Origin of the sequence: Streptomyces sp. NPDC091377 (genome assembly GCF_044757045.1) — a bacterium.
GTDB lineage: Bacteria > Actinomycetota > Actinomycetes > Streptomycetales > Streptomycetaceae > Streptomyces.
Map to the genome: position 1 here is coordinate 1 of NZ_JBIVUE010000006.1, position 18392 is coordinate 18392.

The following is an 18392-nucleotide window of genomic DNA, read 5'->3' on the forward strand; positions in this document are numbered from 1 at the left end:
GCCCGCGGACGTCGAGCTCGCCGCATGACCCCAGCCAGCCCGAATCACCCCAAACCCCACAGAGACGCCTTGACGAAGGACATAGAGGCACCCCCGCCGACCGCCCTGGCAATCGGGCCCGCCCCCCGGCCCGGAACGTCCCGGTGGGCCCGCCGAAGTTGCTCCGGACCCCTTACCCGCACGCCGCCGGGGCGCTGGTTTCCGGATTTTCCGGTGCCTCGAACCGCAGTACGCTCGCCGCATGGTGCGGAGCAGGGCGGAGACCGTCGAGGCGTATCTCGGCGAGGCCCAGGAGGGGCAGCGGGCGGCGTTGGCGCGGTTGCGGGCGCTGTGTCGGGCCGAGCTGACCGGTTTCCGGGAGGTGATGGCGTACGGCATGCCCGCCTACGAGCGGGACGGCACCGCCGAGATCGCCTTCGCGGGGCAGCGGCAGTACATCTCCCTCTACCTCATGCGCCCCGATGTGCGGGACGCCTTCGCCGAGCGGCTCGCCGGGCAGGACATGGGCAAGGGGTGCCTGCGGTTCCGCGACGTCGAGCGGATCGACCACGACCTGGTGCGGGATCTGCTCAGGGCGACCGCCGCCATGCCGGGCCCGGTCTGTTAGGGCGGCTCTGTCACCGGGAGGAGTACGGCCGGGGCGCCACGTTCACCCTCCCTCTTGACGGCGGGATCCGCCCCCGCCCCTCGTGCCGGGGCCGTCGGCCGGTCCCGGCGCGACGATCCGCGGGGTGCGCCGGTCGTCCGGCGTTCATCCGTCGTACTGGATACCTAATCCCCCCAACGGGTGTCAGGGGTTGAGCCGGACGGCCGTGAGGTCCGGAGAATCGGGCAATGTGCAGCACCTAACCCCCACACCCACACCAGCCCCACCCACCCCCTACGCATCCGGACCTCCGCCGTCCCCCTATTCCCCCGCTGCCCCGGCAGCCCCGGCAGCCCCGGCAGCCCCGTTGTCCCCCTACCCCCCCGCCCCCCACATGCCGCTGACCCCCACCCCGGCGCCCCTGCCGCCCCGCACCCTCGGCCTCGCCCTCTTCGCCACCCGCTGGCTCCAGGCGCCCCTCTACTTCGGCCTGGTCGCCGTCCAGGGCGTCTACGTCTACAAGTTCTTCTACGAACTCTGGAAGCTGATCGTCACCTGTGTGGGCGGCCGGGCGACCGAGACGTACGTGATGCTCGCGGTGCTCAAGCTGGTCGACGTCGTGATGATCGCCAATCTGCTCATCATGGTCATCGTCGGCGGCTACGAGACCTTCGTCTCGCGCATCGGCCTCCAGGGCCACCGCGACCAGCCGGAGTGGCTCAGCCACGTCAACCCGAACGTGCTCAAGGTGAAGCTGGCCACCGCCATCGTCGGGATCTCCTCGGTGCATCTGCTCCAGATGTTCGTGGACGTGCACCGCACCTCACGGCACTCCCTGCTGTGGGGGACCGTGATCCATATGGCGTTCATCGTGTCGGCGGCGATCCTCGCCTACATGTCCGGGCCGATGTCGGCCCGCGCGGACCAGATCCACAGCGAGATCCAGCAGCACCACTACCGCGAGAGCCACGGCCACGGCGGCCACGGCGGTCCCGGCTCGCCCGCCACCACCGGCGCCCCCGCCGCTACGGAGACCGCACTCCCCGTACCGGCCACACCGGTGGCGATCCCCGCGCCGCGCACGGGCGAGCCGGGTGCCGAGTCCCGGATCACCGAGGCCGGTTTCCCCGACCGGATGCTGCTGGAGCACTTCGACGCCGACCACCCCCGCGTCTACGACCGTGAGACCGTCGCCCGGCTCGGCAAACTGGAGTTCCTGACCACCCACCGCAACGTCGTCTTCACCGGCCCGCCCGGCACCGGCAAGACCCATCTCGCCGTCGGACTCGGCATGCGGGCCTGCCAGGCCGGACACCGGGTGCGGTTCGCGACCGCCGAGGAGTGGGCCGTACGGCTGGCGACCGCGCAGACGGCGGGCCGGCTCGCCGACGAACTGGCCGCGCTCGACGGGTACGCGCTGCTGATCGTGGACGAGGTCGGCTACGTCCCCTTCGCCGCGGAGACCACCCGCCTCTTCTTCCAACTCGTCACCCACCGCTACGGGCGCGGCTCCCTGATCGTCACCGGTGACCGCCCGCCCGGCCGCTGGGACGAGGTGTTCGGCGGCCCGGCCGGGGCGGCGATGGCCGACCGCCTCGCCCACCACGCCGAGGTCGTACGCCTCGAAGGGGACAGCTACCGCACCCGCTGGATCTCCGGGGGATAGCTCACAGCAGGGGCGCGGGCAGGATGATGCTGTTGATCAGCGGCCCCTCCACGGTCACACCCTCGGTGATCAGCGACTCGGGCGTCGTGGGCAGCGGCAGCGGCAGGATGGCGGCGTTCGCCGGGGCCACGGCGGCCGGAGCGGCCGGAGCGGCGGGGGCCGCGGCAGCCGCGGGCGCGAACACGCCGAGCAGCAGGCCCGCGGCGACGGCGACGGCGAGTGCGAGTGCGGGGGCGGGGGCGGGGTGGACGGAGCGGGTCGGGGTGGCGGGCTTGGCGCGCATACGGGCGTCGGGCCTTTCGTCGGAGGGCCGTCCCGGGCGGGAACCGGGGAGACGGGGCGAGCGGGGGCGGGCCGGAGCCGGGGACCAGGACGGTCCGGCCCGTTCCCGTTCGAGGCGGACGCCGGCTCAGATCGCCGGGGTCTCGATGATCAGACCGGCGATCTCGATGCCGATGGCCGCGGCCTGGGTGGCGAAGGCGCCGATGAACAGCGCGGTCGTGGTCAGCACGGTCGCGACTCGACGGGCAGAACGCATGGTGGGGCTTCCTTTCGGCGGTGCTCGCCCGGATCTCTCTGGACCCCGGGCTCGTTCTGGACACCCCCTGGCTGCCCCCGCCCCACCCGCACGATGCGGCACACCCCGCAAGCTCCCCCGTGGGTGGGAAACGCCCGGCGTGGCGCGCATGAACCCGGCCGTACACCCCCAGGGGTGAGGCCGGGGGAGCCCCCGGTGAGCGGAACGGTCAGGCTCCGCCGCCCGGACCCGGCCCCTCCGCCTCCTCCGCCAACTCCGCGACCCCCGTGATCCGGTGCAGGGCGTAGGTGCGGACCTCGTCGGCGGTGTGGTCGTACGCCGTCACGAAACCGCCCTCGACCCGCACCGGCGCGATGACCCGCTGGCTCGCGGCGCCCTCGGCGTTGACGTAGCCGATCCACAGGGTCTGCCCGGTCATGACGGCGGCCTGGAGGGTGGCCAGGGTCTCCCCTGGCCCGGTGCGCGGCGGCTCGGCGCCACCGGGCCGCGGGGTGGGCGGGGCCTTGTGCGGGGCTTTGTGCGGGGCGGTGGCGGCCAGGTCGCCCGCCCGGACGGCCCGGATCGCCGCCGCCAGCAGCGTGGCGTCGGGTGGCGGCGGACCGTCCGGGACGGGTTCGGGCGCGGTGCGCGGCGGGGTGCGGTGGGCGAGGGCCCGGGTGATCAGTACGTCGCCCTCGGCGGACTCGGCGGCCGGCGCGAAGCCCATCGCGCGCAGCCCGTCGAGCAGCGTGGCCGGGTCGGCCTGCGCGGCCAGCACCGTCGGCGCGAGACGGCGCAGCCGCAGTCCGGCGGAGCGCTTGTCGGCGAGGATCTCGCCGAGGACGGTGTCGTCGTCGCAGCGGACGTACGCCGAGGCGGCGCCGACCCGGAGATGCCCGTGCTTACGGGCCACGTCGTCGATGAGGTACGTGAGCGGCTGCGGCACCGGCGTCCGGGAGCGCTCGGCGAGGAAGGCGTGCAGGTCGGTGGCGGTCTGCCCGGCGTCCAGGGCCCGCCGCACCGACCCCGGCGTGAACCGGTACACGGTCGCCCCGCCCTTCGACTCCACCTCCGCGAGCACCCCCAGCAACTCCGCCAACGGCCGCTCAAGAGGCCCCGGCGCGACCGCCGTCAGATCGGCCTGGAGGAGCACATGGCCGAGCGGCTCGGGCAGTTGCGGCGCGAGCAGCCGAGCGGCCGTCACGGCGGCGGCGGCCCGCTCGGCGGGGGAGAGGGGTTCGGGCGCGGGCGGCTCAGGGGGCGGTACGGGAAGGACGTGGTGGTGATGATGAACGGGCAACTTGTCACCCGGCCCGGAGCCCCCGACACCGGGTCCAGCACCGACAGGGCCCCTGACAGCGGCTCCGGTATCGGCTGCGGCAGCGGCTCCGGCTCCGGCTCCGGCTCCGGTATCGGCTGCGGCTGCGGTATCGGCTCCGGCAGTGGAATCGGTTGGGGCAGTGGCCCCGACACCGGGAGCGGCATCGGCACCGGCATCGGCTCCGGCTCCGGTAGCGGCATCGGCTCCGGCTCCGGCTCCGGCATCGGCTCCGGCTCCGGCATCGGCTCCGGCTGCGGCATCGGCTCCGGCTGCGGTATCGGCTGCGGCTGCGGTATCGGCTCCGGCAGTGGAATCGGTTGCGGCACCGGCTCCGGCATCGGCCCCAGCACCGGCCCCGGCTCCGGCACCGGCTCCGGCACCGGCTCCGGCCCCGGCAGCGGAATCGGCCCCGGCACCGGCACCGGAATCAGCAGCGGCATCGGCCTGGCCGCCCACTCCCCCCGCCGTCACCGCGGGCCCCGGGGTCGGCAGTCCCAGGAGTGCCCGGCCGTGTCCCGCGAGGGCTCCGCGGCCGGTCACGCCCAGCAGTTCCGCCTCGGTCAGGGTCCAGCCCGCCAGGCGGGCCCGCAGATCGTCCTCCCGGCGGGGCGGGCGCTCCCACCGCAGCCGGTCCAGCACCGCCTGCCGGTCCGCCGCCGCGCCCGCCGGGAGGGCGGCGAGCAGGGTCAGCACCCGGTGCCGTACCTCGGGCGCCGCCGAGCGGTCCAGGCCGGGGCCGAGCGCGGCGAGGGTACGGTCCTTGCCGTCCCGGCCGCCCACCAGCCCCGGCGTACGCGTCGCGGTCAGCCAGGTCTCCGCGAGCAGCGCCCAGCGCTCGGCCGCCGGACGCTCCCGCCACTCGTCGTACAGCGGCGTCGCCGCGTACCGCTCGGCCGCCTCGCCGTCGGAGGCGATCAGCCCCGCCGCGTAGGCCAGTTCGACCCAGAACGCGGCGACGGGCTCGGAGACGTCGAGCGCCACCGCCGTTCGCTTCAGATCCCGCACGGCCAGGCCGCCCGCGCGCAGCACCGCCGGTCCGCCCTCGTCCCAGTCCTTCAGCAGTTCGTCGACCGTCGCCAGCGCGCCGAGCGCCTGCCCGGCGGCCGTCGCGTCCACAACCTGTGGATGGTGCGTGGCGGCCGGGACGACGGCGGGCGGCACCGGCTCGACGGTCCGGTGCGCGTGCCCCGCCCGCATATGCAGGGCCACCTCCCGCGGCAGCACGACCGTGCCCGGCGCGGTCGGCAGCAGCAGCCCCCGGTCGAGGAGCCAGCGCAGCCGGGCCGCCGGCTCGGCCGTGACCTGACCGTACGGCGGCCCCCACACCAGCCGGTCGAGCACGTCGAGGGACTCCGCCGGGGCCTTGGCGAGCAGCCTCCCCAGCCGTTTGCGGTCGCTGAACAGCATCGTCAGCCGCGCCGCCGCCGACACCGCGTCGGGCGTGCCGCCGAGCCCCGCCGCCGTGACGATCTCCTGGATCCGCCCCGGCGACATCCCGGCCGTCGCCTCCCGCACGGTCGGCCCGAGCCCGGTCGGCGACGGATGCTGGGCCGAGGGCGCGAGCAGCTCACGGGCGGTGCGCACCAGCCGCAGCCGGTTGTCCGCGCCCCACACGAGCGCCTGCTCGCGCAGCCCGGCCAGCGCCCGGGGCAGTGCCGCCGCGGTCACCGGATCGCGCGCGTCGCCCGCCATGAGCCCGAGCAGTTCGTCGTACGACGCCGGATCCCTGGCCACCGCCAGGGCCTGCGCGGTCTGCTGGCTGAACCGGTCCAGGCGCTCCAGCGCCCGCAGCACGGAGGCACGGGTGCCCGCACGGGTCGCGAGCTGGGTGAGATCGGTGGGTACGGGGGTGATGAGGTCCGGACGGGCGCGCAGCAGCGCGGCCAGGGAGGCGTCGTCCCTGCCGCGGAGCGCCTCCGCGAGGGAACGAGGTGCGGCCGGCTTCTCGTCGCTCATCCGCTCAACGTTAGCGGGTCCCCCTGACAGCGGGCCCGTCCTGACCGCGCCACCGGGCCGGTTGTGACAGCGACCCCCGGCACGTCACGACAATGGCCCCGCCCCGCCGCGACACCCGCCCCGCCCCTGCCGTCAGCACGCCGGGAGGGAGAACTCCGGCGGATGCGGGCCGATATGAGCGGCTGCGCTACCGTCGTGGCACGGGCAGTCCGGGACCCGTGAGGGGACAGCGTGGGGATCGAGAGCGACCAGGTCGTCTACGAGTATCTGAGCCGCGTCGGCGACGTGGCGCAGCAGCAGCAACTGCCCTCGGCGACGCGCATGCGGCTGGTGGCGCATCTGCGGGACGAGATCGACGCGCGGCGGGCCAAGACCCCGGTCGACAGTCCGGCGGCGGTGCGCCGCATCCTGACCCGCCTCGGCACCCCGGACGAGGTGGTCGCCAGGGCGGGCGGCACCCCCGTCGCCCCCGACACCCCGACCGCGGCGGTCCCCGTCCAGCGCGAGAGCCAGGACAACCGCCGGGGCCGCGACCACCGCCGGGGCCGGGATCCCGGCCAGGACCGCGACGGCGGCGAGGACCGTACCGACCTGAAGGCCGCCGCCCGCAAACGGCTGCGCCGGGTCATCCCCAAGCCCCGCCCCGCCGAGGCCGCGCCACCCCCCGCCCCTTTCGAGGGGCCGTCCTCCCCGCACTTCGCCCCCACCCACGAGCTGGGCGACCCCTCCGCCCAGCCCGACTGGTGGCGCACCGACAACACCCCCTTCGGCCCCGGCGACCAGGTCCCCGGATTCGTCGGCGGTGTGGAGATCCCCGAACTCCTCAAACCCCCGCCGAAGAAGCGCGACGACGGCGACGACGGCGGGGACGGGGACGGGGACCACGAAGGCACCGAGGGCGCCGAGGGGGATGGGGACGACGCGGCCGGCGCGGAACCCGGCGTGGAGACGGAGGGCGAGGGGTCCGCGAGCCGCCGCCGGCTGCACTTGCCCGCCGCGAGGGAGTGGAACAACCCCCTTCTCCTCCTCGCCGCCGCCCTGCTCGTCACGGGCGCGGTCCTCGGCAATCTGCTGCCCCTCGCGCTGGGCTGGCTCATCGCCTGGGCCAGTCGCCGGCTCACCCGCGCGGAGATGAAGACGGCCGTGATCGGGCTGCCCGCGCTGGCCGTGGCGGCGGCCGTGGTCTGGCTCTGGGGCCGGACCGACGGCCGCTGGGGCGAGCCCATCCCCGAGGGCACGATGGACGACGTCCTCAACGACACCTGGCCCTGGGTCCTGCGCGGCGCGGCCGTGGCCTCGGCGGCGTTCCTGGTCTGGCGCTCCCAGCGCCCGCGCTAGGAACCGGCCCAGGGGCCCCGTCGGGCGGTCGGCACAATGGACCCATGACGTCCGCCCCGGCCACCCCGCCCAAGCCGCCCACCGTCGGGTTCGACCTCGACATGACGCTGATCGACTCCCGGCCCGGAATTCACGCCTGCTACCGGGCGCTGGCCGAGCGGACCGGGACGTACATCGACGCCGATCTGACCATCACCCGCCTCGGACCGCCGCTGACGCAGGAGCTGAGCAACTGGTTCCCGGCGAAGGACGTGCCCGCGATGGCCGACCTGTACCGCTCGATGTATCCGGCGATGGCCATCGAGGCGACCCCCGCGCTGCCCGGCGCCCACGAGGCGGTGACGGCCGTACGGGCGGCCGGTGGGCGGGCGATCGTCGTCACGGCGAAGTACGAGCCGAACGCCAAGCTGCACCTCTCCCACCTGGGCATCGAGCCGGACGTGGTGGTCGGTGACCTGTGGGCCGAGGCCAAGGCGGGGGCCCTGCGCGAGCACGGTGCCTCGGTCTACGTCGGTGACCACGTCGGCGATGTCCGGGGCGCCCGCGCGGCCGGTGCCCTGTCCGTCACGGTGCCGACCGGGCCCTGCGGCACCCACGAACTGCGCGGCGCCGGGGCGGACGTCGTCCTGACGGACCTCACCGAGTTCCCGGCCTGGCTGGCCGCCTACCTGGACGGCACCCCCGACTCCGCCCCGGACGCGGCCCGCGCCTGACGCCGCCCGGCGGCGGCCGACTGCAGCACCCCGGCCCCGGCCATGGCGAAGCCGACGCCCATGAGCATGCTCAGCACGAACATGTACGTCGGGAACGGCGTCGTACCGAGGAACAGCGGGGCCACGGTGACCAGGGTGGCCACCGCGCCGATGATGAACACCACGGCACCGGCCTGGATCAGCCGGTCGCCGGGCGCGGCGGAATTCGCTTGGGTTTTGTCACGCACCCGACCAGGGTAGTTCCCAGCGCAAAGGACCGAAGCCATGGACCGACGCCATGGACCGATGCGACGGATCGATGCAATGGATCGATGCGACGGGCCGACGCAATGGGCCGACGCAATGACCGACGCGGCGGACCGGGCGAAGGACCGACCAGAACGGCCCAGAACGGCCGGGTGAACAGCCGGGCGACGTCTTGTCACCCGACCCGGGACCATTAGCCTGGTAGCGGCGGGTCACGGTCGACCCGCCGCAGTGCTATCAAGGGCCGTTCACGAGCCGTTTCCGAAGCAGTTTTCCGACAAGTACGAGGACGAGGACAGACGTGCCTACCGGCAAGGTCAAATGGTTCAACAGCGAGAAGGGCTTCGGCTTTCTCTCCCGCGACGACGGCGGTGACGTCTTCGTCCATTCCTCGGTTCTCCCCGCCGGAGTCGAGGCGCTCAAGCCGGGACAGCGGGTGGAGTTCGGCGTCGTCGCGGGGCAACGCGGCGACCAGGCCCTTTCGGTGACGATCCTGGACCCGACCCCGTCGGTCGCCGCCGCCCAGCGCAAGAAGCCGGACGAGCTGGCCTCGATCGTGCAGGATCTGACGACCTTGCTGGAGAACGTCACCCAGACCCTGGAGCGGGGCCGCTACCCCGACAAGACGGCCGGCAAGCAGGTGGCCGGCCTGCTGCGCGCGGTCGCCGACCAGCTCGACGTATAGCCACCGCCCCGCCGCCCCCGCCCCTCGCCTCTGCCGTAGCCACCACCGAATCCACCACGTCATCCACCGCGCCATCCACCACGGCATCCACTGACGCAGCCGCCACCGCGGCCGTCGCCGTACCTCCCGTCACGGGAAATCCAGCGCATGAGGGCCGAGGGGCGGTACCAGCCCCTCGGCCGCCGCGCGGGTGAGCAGTCCGCGCACCGCCGCGTACCCCTCCTCGCCGAGGCCGGCGGTGAATTCATTGACGTACAGCCCGATGTGCTGGTCCGCGACCGCCGGGTCCATCTCCTGGGCGTGCTCCATGACATACGGCCGGGAAGCCTCGGGGTCGTCCCAGGCGGCCCGTACGGAGGCCCGGATCGCGTCGGCGAGCGCGTGCAGGGTCGTGTCCCCCAGCGTCCGCCGGGCGATGATCGCGCCGAGCGGGATCGGCAGCCCGGTGGTCCGCTCCCAGTGCTCGCCCAGGTCGGCGAGCTTGTGCAGCCCGTAGTTCCGGTACGTGAAGCGCGCCTCGTGGATGACGAGACCGCCGTCCACCTTCCCGTCCCGTACGGCGGGCATGATCTCGTGGAACGGCATCACCACGATCTCCCCGACCCCGCCCGGCAGCACCTCGGCGGCCCACAGCCGGAACAGCAGGTACGCCGTCGACTTCTCGCTTGGCACCGCCACCGTCCGCCCGGCCAGTCCGCCACCGCCCGAGGCGTGGGCGCCGCCCCCGGCCTCCGGCTCCCGAGTGAGCACCAGCGGCCCGCAGCCCCGCCCCAGCGCCCCGCCGCAGGGCAGCAGGGCGTACGCGTCCAGGACGTAGGGCAGGACGGCGTACGACACCTTCAGCACATCGAGTTCGCCGCGCTCGGCCATGCCGTTGGTGAGGTCGATGTCGGCGAAGGTCACGTCGAGCGCGGGGGCGCCCGGCACCCGGCCGTGGGCGAGGGCGTCGAAGACGAAGGTGTCGTTGGGACAGGGGGAGTACGCGATCCTCAGCGGGCCGGCGGAGTCGGCGTCGCCCGGCTGGTCACCGGTCAGGTCGATGGTCATGTCGGTTCCAACTCTCCAGGGCGGGCGGGAGCTTCCCGAATCCGGCGGTGAGGGCCGCGAGGGCGTCGGGAATGCGCCAGGCGGCCCGGTCGCGCGGGCCGACCGGGTTGGACACGGCCCGCAGTTCCAGCACCGGTACGCCGTGCGCGGCGGCGGCCTCGGCGACCCCGAAGCCCTCCATGGCCTCGGCGAGCGCGTCCGGGTGGGCGGCGCGCAGCGCCTCGGCGCGGGACGCGGTGCCGGTGACGGTGGAGACGGTGAGGACGGTGCCGGTGCGGGCACCGGTGGCGGCGGCCACGGCGGCGACCAGGGCCGGGGGCGGCCGGTGGGTGACGGTACCGAAGCCGAGGTCGGTGACCGGGAGGAAGCCCTCGGTGGTCTCGGCGCCCAGGTCGGCGGCGGTGATCGCGGCGGCGACGACGAGCGAGCCGACGGGCGCCCGGGGCGCGAACCCGCCGGCGATCCCGGCGCTGACGACGAGGTCGTAGGCGGTGCCGGTGAGGGCGGCGGTGGTCAGCGCGGTGGCCGTGGCGGCGGCGGCGAGGGCCGGGCCGACCCCGACGGCGAGCAGATCGGGGCCACCGCCCGCGACCCGCAGCAGAGGGAGCCGCAGCAGCGGGGCGGCAGGGGAGCCGGGGGCGGTGGAGCCGTGGGGCGGGGGCACCTCGGAGACGAGGTGTCCGGGAAACGCGCGTGCCACCGCGTCCCGCTCGGCGGGGACGGCGGTGGCGACCAGGACGCGCGGCGCGGGGCGCGTGATCAGGCGTCCTTCTTGAGCTTGAAGGACCACAGCCCGACGGCCTCTCCCTCGCCCTCCTTGACGGAGACCGTGGTGGTGTTGCCGCTGGCCCCGTACTGGGCGTTGAAGAAGACACTGCCCGGGATGGTCCGGTAGGTCTTGGTGCTCGGGTCGGTCAGCGGCTGACCGTTCATCAGGATGGTCCAGCCCTTGTCCGCGATCTTCGGGTCGACACCGAAGCGGACGGTCTCGTCCGGGTCCACGCTGATCGTCTTGACGTCCGCGTCCTTCAGGCAGGCCGTCAGCTCGGCCGAGGGCACGGGCTTGCCGTCGTTGTAGCAGCTCGCCTCCGAGCTGACCGAGTCGGTGCCGACGGTGAGGGTGGCCATCGGGGACGGCTTCTCGCAGGCCGTCAGGGCGAAAAGTCCGGCGGAGACGGCACCGGCGGCGACGACGGCGCGGCGGCGTCGCACAGCGCGGAGCACAGGGGCGGCTGCGCCGCGGGGCATCGTGGTCATGGCGGAAGATTATCGGGCCGACGGCCCCCCGCCCCCACGAGGGTGGCGGCCGTGCCGCGGGTCGGCCCACCCGTACGGGGCCGGGCGAGGGGGCGTCAGGCGACGCGCGGGTGGGTCCGTCCGCCGCGCCGGGCGGACAGCAGCAGCCCGCGTACGGTGCCCAGCCACCCGACGGCGACGATCACCGCGGCGACGGAGAGCCCGAAGGGCCCGTTCAGCGGCAGCGCGATCCCGATGGCGCCGCCCAGCACCCAGGCCATCTGAAGGAGGGTCTCCGAACGGGCGAACGCCGACGTGCGGACCTGCTCGGGCACGTCCCGCTGGATCAGCGCGTCCAGGGACAGCTTGGCCAGCGCCTGCGCGAACCCGGCGACGGCCGCGAGACAGGCCACCAGGAACGCCCCGAAGAACACCGCGGCGATGATGACGGCCGCCAGCACACCCGCCACCACGGTCACGATGATGACCTCCGGCGCCCGCGACCGCAGCCACGCCCCCACGGCCGTACCGCAGGCGTTGCCCGCGCCCGCGGCGACCGCGACCGTGCCCAGGGAGACGGCGGCGCTCTGCCCGGTCAGCGGATGCTCGCGCAGCAGGAACGCCAGGAAGAAGATCAGGAACCCGGACAGACAGCGCAGGGCGGCGTTGGCGCCGAGCGCGTGGGTGACGGCGATCCCGACGGTGCGCAGCCCGGGCCGCTTCACCCGCCCGCTCCGCGGCCCACGCAGATGCTCGGCGTCGGCCGCGAGCAGCGCCCGGTCCTCGCCCTTGGCCGAGTCGACCTTGGGCGGCAGCGTGAAGGAGAGGACGGTTCCCGCCACGAAGATGACGAACGCGCCGTAGAGCGGCCAGCGTGGCCCGATGAACTGGAGCCCGGCCCCGACGGGCGCGGCGACCCCGGTGGCGAGCAGCCCGCCGAGCGTGACCCGGGAATTGGCCTTGACCAGCGAGAACCTGGGCGGCAGCAGCCGGGGCACCACGGCGCTGCGGACCACCCCGTACGCCTTGGACGCGACCAGCACCCCCAGCGCGGCCGGGTACAGCTCGATCCCGCCGGTGATCACCGCGGTGGACAGCACCAGGGCGAGCAGGGCGCGGGCGAGCATCGCGCAGGCCATGGCGGCGCGCCGGCCGTGCGGGACCCGGTCGAGGAGCGGGCCGATGACGGGGGCGAGGAGGGCGAAGGGTGCCATGGTGATGGCGAGATAGAGGGCGACCCGTCCGCGGGCCTCGTCGGTGGGGACGGAGAAGAACACGGTCGACGCCAGCGCGACCGTGATCATCATGTCCCCGGCGCCGTTGACGCCGTGGAGTTCGATCAGCTTGCCGAGCCCCGACTCGCCGGCCCCGTGCGCGTGGGTCGCCCTGCGGATTCCCCGGGCGGTCCCGGTGAAGGGGCTGCGCAGGGCGCGCCCGACCGCGCGGACAGGACGCCACGGCCCTGAACCGCCGCCTTTCCGCCTGCCTGCGGTTGCCACGCCGTTCATAGTGCCCCGAGAAGGGGCCGGGTAGGCGGGACGCGGGCGGAGCGGGGCGGGGCCGGGGCCCGTACGGCTTGGGGGCGTGGGGGGCTGGGGGGCGTACGGCCCGGGACCGGCGGTCGTACGGCCTGGCGTCGGGGGGTGTACGGCCCGGGACCGGCGGTCGTACGGCCTGGCGTCGGGGGGTGTACGGCATCGGGTCCGGAGTGCGAAATGATCGGCGCGAAGCGCCGAAAAGGACACCGGTGTAGGCCAAGCGCCGACGAACAGGCAGAATGGTTGACGGAGATGTGCCCGAGCGCGACAGGACTCGGACGTCGACGCGGCCCAGAGGTCCGCTCCGTCCGCGCCACCGCCGGAGGAAAGGCGCATCTGAGCGACGGGCGTAGGAGAGAAGCGATACCTGTGAGCGCAGCGACAACGCGAAGCCGTACCCCCGACCGCCTGTGTGCCGAGGCCGTCGACCTCGCCCGTTCCGCCGCCGAGGAGGCTGCGGCACCCGGGGTCGTGGGGGAGCATGACGGGCTGGTCTCGGAGGGCGACCGCGTTGTCACGCACTTCTTCGCCTGCAAGGAGCCCGGGTACCGGGGCTGGCGCTGGGCGGTGACAGTGGCGCGGGCGTCCCGGGCGAAGGTGGTGACGCTCGACGAGGTCGTACTGCTCCCCGGCCGTGACGCGCTGCTGGCACCCGAATGGGTTCCGTGGAGCGAACGGCTGCGCCCCGGCGACATGGGTCCGGGCGATCTCCTGCCCACGGACGCGGAGGATCTCCGCCTGGAGCCCGGCTTCAGCGCCGAGGAGGAGCCGCCGCCGGACTCGGCGGTGTCCGAGGAGATGGCCGAACTGGTGGAGGCGGAGGACGCCGAGGTGACGCGGGGTGTTCCCGCGCATCTGCCGGTGCCGCCGTCCCGGGGCTCGATCGCGGCGACGGCCGAGGAACTGGGCCTGGGCCGGGCGCGGGTCCTGTCCCGCTACGGCCGCGATGTGGCCGCGGACCGCTGGGAGGAGGCGTACGGCGCTCAGACCCCGATGGCCCAGGCGGCCCCGGCGACCTGCGTGAGCTGCGGTTTCCTGGTCCCGATCGGGGGTTCCCTGGGACAGGCGTTCGGTGCCTGCGCCAACGAGTTCTCCCCGGCGGACGGCCGTCTGGTGTCCCTGGCCTACGGCTGCGGCGGCCACTCGGAGGCCGCGATCATGCCGAGGCCCCCGCAGCCGCCGCCCCCCGTCCTGGACGAGACCAGGGTCGACGAACTCCCCCTCCACCCGCCCCACGCCTCCGGCTCCGTCCCGGAGACGGCGTCGGACGACGAGTCGGCGGAACTGGGACATTCCTGAGGAAGGGACCGCCTGTGTCAGGGGCGGTCGGTGTTCTGGTCCCTGGCACGGAGATACGCGTCGTGCAGACCGGGGGCGAAGAGCCCGGCGACGAAGGCGACCGGGCCGCCGTACAGCAGGGGCGGCCCGACCTCGGACATCCAGTCCCCGATCGCGAGAACCGCGATGACATCGACGTAGCAGAACAGGAACAGCAGCCCCGCTCCGACCTTCATCAAGCGTCCTCCCCCCTTGAGGGTCGCCGGGCGGCCACCCGTTCCCCGCTGCATGCCCGGCCCGCCGGCGCCTGAACCAGCGGCTAGATCACGCGGCTAGATCACCACCGGCAGCGGCAGCCGGACCGCCGGGGGCAGCGGCGCGACGGCGGCGGGCTCGGCCCGCATGCCCTGGATCAGCAGCGCGGCGAAACGCCGGGCGGCGGCCACCGCCGTGGTCGGCGAGGTGGTGCGGATGCCGCCGTTGGCCATGAGCACCATGACCAGGTCCTCCAGGACGAAATCCGGGCGCAGACCGCCCGCGGCCTTGGCCCGGCGGGCGAGTTCGGCGATGTGGCCCAGGGTCCGGTCACGGGCGACGGCGAAGTCGACCGGCACCGGGAAGGTCGAGACGAACGCCGCGGCGAAACCCCGGTCCCCCGCGTGCATCGCGCAGAACTTCTCGATGACCAGGCAGAAGCCGAGCCAGGGATCCGGATGGGCCAGCCCCTCCTTGACGACGGCGGCACAGGCCCCCATCTGCTCGGTGAAGACCTCGGTGAGCAGCGCCTCCTTGGTGGGGAAGTGCCGGTAGACGGTCGCGGGGCCGACCTCGGCCCGGCGCGCGATCTCCCGCATCGCCACGTCCAGCCCCTGCTCGGCGAAGGCAGTACGGGCCACGGCGAGGATGCGTTTCCGGTTGTCCCGGGCGTCGGAGCGCGGGGAGTGAGACAGATCGTGGGTCACCGCTCTCACTTTAGCTAAACGGACGGGGTGTTCCGTTAGCGTCCCGGGCCATGAAAGCACTGCAATTCAGCGCGTACGGTCCCGTGAGCGTCCTTGAGATCGCCGAGGTGCCCGCACCGCACGCCGGGCCGGGTCAGATCCGGGTGGCGGTCAGGGCCTCGGGGGTCACTCCCGCCGACCGGTATCTGCGCTCGGGCCGGTTCCGCGACCTGCTGCCGGTGCCGCTGCCCCATGTGCTCGGCGTGGATGCGGCGGGCGTGGTCGACGAGGTCGGCCCAGGGGTGCTCGGTGTGCGGCCTGGTGACGCGGTCTTCGGCCTGGTCGACCTCGCGAAGCACGGCGGCGCGAACGCCGAGTACGCCGTCCTGGCCGACTGGGCGCCGAAACCGGACGCGCTGAGCTGGGAGCAGGCGGGCGGGGCGGCGGGCAACGTCGAGACCGCCACACGAGTGCTCGACCGGCTGGAGGTCGGCACCGGCACGACCCTGCTGATCGAGGGCGCGGCCGGCGGCGTCGGCACGATCGCCGTCCAGCTCGCGGCGGCACGCGGCGCGACCGTCATCGGTACCGCGGGCCCGCACAACCACGCGTTCCTCGCGGGGCTGGGGGCGACACCGACCACCTACGGCCCCGGGCTGGGCGAGCGGGTCACCGCCCTGGCACCGGACGGCGTCGACGCCGTGCTGGACTGCGCGGGCTCCGGCTCGCTGCCCGAACTGGTGAGCCTCGCCGGAAGCCCGGACCGGGTGGTGAGCATCGCCGACCCGGAGGCGCCGCGGCACGGGGTGCATCTGTCACGCTCGGCGGGCCCCGGAGGGGACCTGCCGGCGGTGCACGGCCTCGCCGAGGCCGCCGCCCTCGCGGAACAGGGCCGCCTCACCGTGCCGGTCGCCGCGGCCTTCCCCGTCGAGCGGGCGGCCGAGGCCCACGAGTTGAGCGGGACCGGCCACGCCCGAGGCAAAATAGTCCTCACTTTCTGAACGTCCTCAATTCTCTGAACCCCCTGACTCCCTGGACCTCTTCGACTCCCTGGACCCCCTCGACTCCTTGGACCCCCTGAACTCTCCGGGCTTTCCGGGGCGTTCTCCGAAAGTAGAAGCCGTCTGCGCGAAGGGCGGGGCACCCGGAGCCCGGGTGCCCTGCCTCGCAGGGCGGCGGATCACCCGCGTGTTCGGGCGTACGAGGCCATCGACCGCACGCCGCGCCCCACGGCCGGGCGACCTGTTCCGGTCGATGCGGGACGAACGATCTCGGAGGGCGTACTAGCCTGCGGGGCAGCTCAGTTGGTGGTGTCCGTCCGCTCCGTGGGCCGCTCCCGAAAGGCATCCTCATGCCCCTGCCTCGCCTCGGTGTCTCCCTCCAGCCGCGTTGGCCGCTCGACGACGGGGCGGGTGCGCTGAGAGCGGCGCGACGAGCCGAGGAACTGGGGTTCGACCATGTGGCGGTCGGCAACCGCGTCCTGGACAGCGGCTCCGGTCTCGACACGGACCCTTTCGTGCTGCTGTCCGCCGTCGCGGGAGCCACCACCCGGCTACGACTGCTGACCTCGGTCCTGGTCGCGCCGTACTACCCCGCCCTCGTCCTCGCCAACCAGGCCGCCACGCTCGACGTGATCTCCGGCGGGCGCCTCGTCCTGGGCGTCGGCACCGGTTGGAATCCGGACGAGTTCACCGCCCTCGGCATCTCCGCCCGTGAGCGCGGTGCCCGCACCGACGACCACCTGGGCGCCGCGAAGGCCCTGTGGACGCAGCGTCCCGCCGACTTCGACGGCCCCTTCACCACCCTGCGCTCCGCGACCCTCGGCGTCCCCCCGCTCACCCCCGGCGGCCCACCCGTCTGGATCGGCGGCCACAGCGACGCCGCCCTGCGCCGGGTGCTGCGCTTCGGCGACGGCTGGTACGGCACCGGCGCCGACCCCGCCACGGTCACCGACATCCACCGCCGCCTGCGCGACCTGGACCCCACCGGCGACGCCGACCGCCTCACCCTCGCCTCGATGGCGTTCTTCACCCCACCCGGCATCCCCGCCGCCGTAGGTACCCCCGGCCGGCCCCTCGGTGGCCCCGAGCCCACTCCCGAGAGCGTCACCGACGCCCTCGGCCGCCTCGCCGAGGCGGGCCTCACCGACATCACCCTGTGGCTCCCGATCGCGGCGGACCGGGTGGAAGAGGCCCTGGAATGGACCGCCGCCGAAGTCTTCCCCCGACTCGGCTGAGCGACGCCCCCCCCCGTTGCCGGGTCGGCCCAGGTCTCAACGTGATCCGACGGTCTTCGCGGCGGTCTTGGCGGCGGTCTTCGCGACGGTCTTGGCGACGGTCTTGGCGATCAGTTCCTGGGCCAGGTCGAAGCGGATGCCGTCGGGGTTCTCCAGGTCCGCGTTCTCGTACCAGGTGCGGTCGGCTTCCGGGTGGGGGCCGCTGACGCCGACCCGGCCCTTGCCGTAGGGGGCGACGACGACGGCGGCGGAGCCGTTGGGGTAGGTCGCGAGGACGTCGGCGTCGGCGCCCTTGTCGAGGAGGAACGCCGGGCCGTCCTGGAAATACATGTGCCGCCGTCTGCCACCCCATCGCACCGGTACGACGGTGTCCCGCGCGTCGTGGATCGTGGTGTCGGGGAGGTCGATGTATCCGTCCGTGTCGCCGGGCAGCAGGTCGAACCCGGGGTCGCGTCCGGCGAGGTAGGCGCCGAAGCACAGGCCCAGGTAGCTGCCGCCCTCCCCGACCCAGTCACGCAGCATCCCGGCCGAGCCGCGCAGGTCCCGCCAGGCGCCCTCCAGGTCGGAGCCGCCGCCGGGCTGGACGTACAGCCGCGCCTCGGCCAGCGCGTCGGCGGTCAGCGCGACGTCGGTGCCGGGGCCCACGTAGGTGACCCGGAAGGGCTGGGGCGCCCGGCGCAGCACGGTGGCGATCGACGACGGGCAGTCGGGGCAGCCCTGGGGGCCGCCGTAGACCAGGGCGAGGGGCGGCCGTTCGCTTCGCTCGTCCCCCTCCGATCGGCCGCAACCTGCCAGTGCGGCGGTGACCGGGAGAAGCCCGAGGAGCAGCCGACGCCGATCCAGGGCGGCTGAGCGGCGGCCGGCGTTCGGGAACGTACCGGGCATGGGGCTCTCTCTCCTGTCTCCCGGCCCGGACCTGGACCGGTGGCCGGGGTGGCCGGTGGCGCACGTACCGCGAGCGGCGTCCGCGTGTACGTCCGCGTGTATGTCCGCATGTACGTCCGCGTGTACGTCCGCTGCGCAGACCCCCCTCACCCTGTAGCACGGGATCACGCCCGGCCGGGTTCCCTGTGGCCGGCTTGCTCGGT

General features: G+C 74.2%; 19 protein-coding genes. 8 read left to right on the plus strand and 11 right to left on the minus strand.

Features of this window, described 5'->3' with window-relative positions; genetic code table 11:
• Positions 1-241 precede the first annotated feature (241 nt).
• Together ACIQNG_RS14705 and istB are read left to right on the plus strand one after the other, a co-directional pair.
• Positions 242-607 carry an iron chaperone gene (locus tag ACIQNG_RS14705; RefSeq protein ID WP_401485117.1) on the plus strand — a complete coding sequence of 122 codons (366 nt, stop codon included), beginning with the start codon at positions 242-244 and terminating at the stop codon, positions 605-607.
• 373 nt (positions 608-980) lie between these two features.
• Complete coding sequence (istB, locus tag ACIQNG_RS14710) at positions 981-2252, plus strand: IS21-like element helper ATPase IstB (RefSeq protein WP_401485119.1); 1272 nt, start codon at positions 981-983, stop codon at positions 2250-2252.
• A 1-nt stretch (position 2253) separates the two neighbouring features.
• Here the strand turns inward: istB and ACIQNG_RS14715 are convergent, their stop codons facing one another.
• The 3 genes from ACIQNG_RS14715 to ACIQNG_RS14725 all read right to left on the minus strand — a co-directional run bounded on the left by ACIQNG_RS14715 (position 2254) and on the right by ACIQNG_RS14725 (position 6046).
• Positions 2254-2535 (minus strand): hypothetical protein, encoded by a 282-nt coding sequence (locus ACIQNG_RS14715; RefSeq protein ID WP_401485121.1) that lies wholly within the window; start codon positions 2533-2535, stop codon positions 2254-2256.
• 126 nt (positions 2536-2661) lie between these two features.
• Positions 2662-2790 (minus strand): hypothetical protein, encoded by a 129-nt coding sequence (locus tag ACIQNG_RS14720; RefSeq protein ID WP_401428206.1) that lies wholly within the window; start codon positions 2788-2790, stop codon positions 2662-2664.
• A 208-nt stretch (positions 2791-2998) separates the two neighbouring features.
• The gene (locus ACIQNG_RS14725; RefSeq protein WP_401485122.1) at positions 2999-6046 is read right to left on the minus strand and encodes a helicase-associated domain-containing protein; all 3048 of its coding nucleotides are present in this window, start codon (positions 6044-6046) and stop codon (positions 2999-3001) included.
• A gap of 231 nt (positions 6047-6277) precedes the next feature.
• On the opposite strand from ACIQNG_RS14725, the gene ACIQNG_RS14730 reads away from it, so the two are divergent.
• Both ACIQNG_RS14730 and ACIQNG_RS14735 read left to right on the plus strand, forming a co-directional pair.
• On the plus strand, positions 6278-7384 hold the full coding sequence (locus ACIQNG_RS14730) for a hypothetical protein (RefSeq protein ID WP_401485124.1): 1107 nt from the start codon (positions 6278-6280) through the stop codon (positions 7382-7384).
• Between the two features lie 44 nt (positions 7385-7428).
• Positions 7429-8097 (plus strand): HAD family hydrolase, encoded by a 669-nt coding sequence (locus tag ACIQNG_RS14735; RefSeq protein WP_401428212.1) that lies wholly within the window; start codon positions 7429-7431, stop codon positions 8095-8097.
• Here ACIQNG_RS14735 and ACIQNG_RS14740 read toward each other — a convergent pair.
• Entirely contained in the window at positions 8049-8324 is a 276-nt protein-coding gene (locus ACIQNG_RS14740) for a hypothetical protein (RefSeq protein ID WP_401428214.1), read from the minus strand. The two genes, ACIQNG_RS14735 and ACIQNG_RS14740, sit on opposite strands and share 49 nt — an antisense overlap.
• Before the next feature lie 320 nt (positions 8325-8644).
• Between ACIQNG_RS14740 and ACIQNG_RS14745 the strand changes: the two genes are divergently transcribed.
• On the plus strand, positions 8645-9028 hold the full coding sequence (locus ACIQNG_RS14745) for a cold-shock protein (protein WP_401428216.1): 384 nt from the start codon (positions 8645-8647) through the stop codon (positions 9026-9028).
• A 129-nt stretch (positions 9029-9157) separates the two neighbouring features.
• Here the strand turns inward: ACIQNG_RS14745 and ACIQNG_RS14750 are convergent, their stop codons facing one another.
• From ACIQNG_RS14750 to ACIQNG_RS14765, 4 genes are all read right to left on the minus strand, one after another.
• On the minus strand, positions 9158-10075 hold the full coding sequence (locus ACIQNG_RS14750; protein WP_401428218.1) for a 1,4-dihydroxy-6-naphthoate synthase: 918 nt from the start codon (positions 10073-10075) through the stop codon (positions 9158-9160).
• Complete coding sequence (locus ACIQNG_RS14755) at positions 10053-10865, minus strand: futalosine hydrolase (RefSeq protein WP_401485127.1); 813 nt, start codon at positions 10863-10865, stop codon at positions 10053-10055. The genes ACIQNG_RS14750 and ACIQNG_RS14755 overlap by 23 nt, the downstream gene beginning before the upstream one ends.
• Entirely contained in the window at positions 10835-11332 is a 498-nt protein-coding gene (locus ACIQNG_RS14760; RefSeq protein WP_401485129.1) for a DUF2771 domain-containing protein, read from the minus strand. Before ACIQNG_RS14760 ends, ACIQNG_RS14755 begins: the two co-directional genes overlap by 31 nt.
• Positions 11333-11427: 95 nt before the next feature.
• Entirely contained in the window at positions 11428-12819 is a 1392-nt protein-coding gene (locus tag ACIQNG_RS14765) for an MFS transporter (RefSeq protein WP_401485130.1), read from the minus strand.
• A 399-nt stretch (positions 12820-13218) separates the two neighbouring features.
• Here ACIQNG_RS14765 and ACIQNG_RS14770 point away from each other — a divergent pair, with 399 nt between their 5' ends.
• Positions 13219-14148, plus strand: coding sequence for a DUF3027 domain-containing protein (locus tag ACIQNG_RS14770; protein WP_401428226.1), 930 nt, complete (start codon positions 13219-13221; stop codon positions 14146-14148).
• Between the two features lie 17 nt (positions 14149-14165).
• Here ACIQNG_RS14770 and ACIQNG_RS14775 read toward each other — a convergent pair whose 3' ends face one another.
• Both ACIQNG_RS14775 and ACIQNG_RS14780 read right to left on the minus strand, forming a co-directional pair.
• Entirely contained in the window at positions 14166-14363 is a 198-nt protein-coding gene (locus ACIQNG_RS14775) for a hypothetical protein (RefSeq protein WP_401428229.1), read from the minus strand.
• A gap of 96 nt (positions 14364-14459) precedes the next feature.
• Positions 14460-15089, minus strand: a complete 630-nt coding sequence (locus tag ACIQNG_RS14780) for a TetR/AcrR family transcriptional regulator (protein ID WP_401485133.1) — start codon at positions 15087-15089, stop codon at positions 14460-14462.
• Between the two features lie 50 nt (positions 15090-15139).
• Between ACIQNG_RS14780 and ACIQNG_RS14785 the strand changes: the two genes are divergently transcribed.
• Complete coding sequence (locus ACIQNG_RS14785; protein ID WP_401485135.1) at positions 15140-16069, plus strand: NADP-dependent oxidoreductase; 930 nt, start codon at positions 15140-15142, stop codon at positions 16067-16069.
• Between the two features lie 350 nt (positions 16070-16419).
• Positions 16420-17304 carry a TIGR03619 family F420-dependent LLM class oxidoreductase gene (locus tag ACIQNG_RS14790; protein WP_401428235.1) on the plus strand — a complete coding sequence of 295 codons (885 nt, stop codon included), beginning with the start codon at positions 16420-16422 and terminating at the stop codon, positions 17302-17304.
• A gap of 36 nt (positions 17305-17340) precedes the next feature.
• Here ACIQNG_RS14790 and ACIQNG_RS14795 read toward each other — a convergent pair whose 3' ends face one another.
• A complete protein-coding gene (locus ACIQNG_RS14795) occupies positions 17341-18189 on the minus strand; it encodes a BPL-N domain-containing protein (protein ID WP_401485137.1) in 849 nt (282 codons plus the stop codon).
• Positions 18190-18392 lie beyond the last annotated feature (203 nt).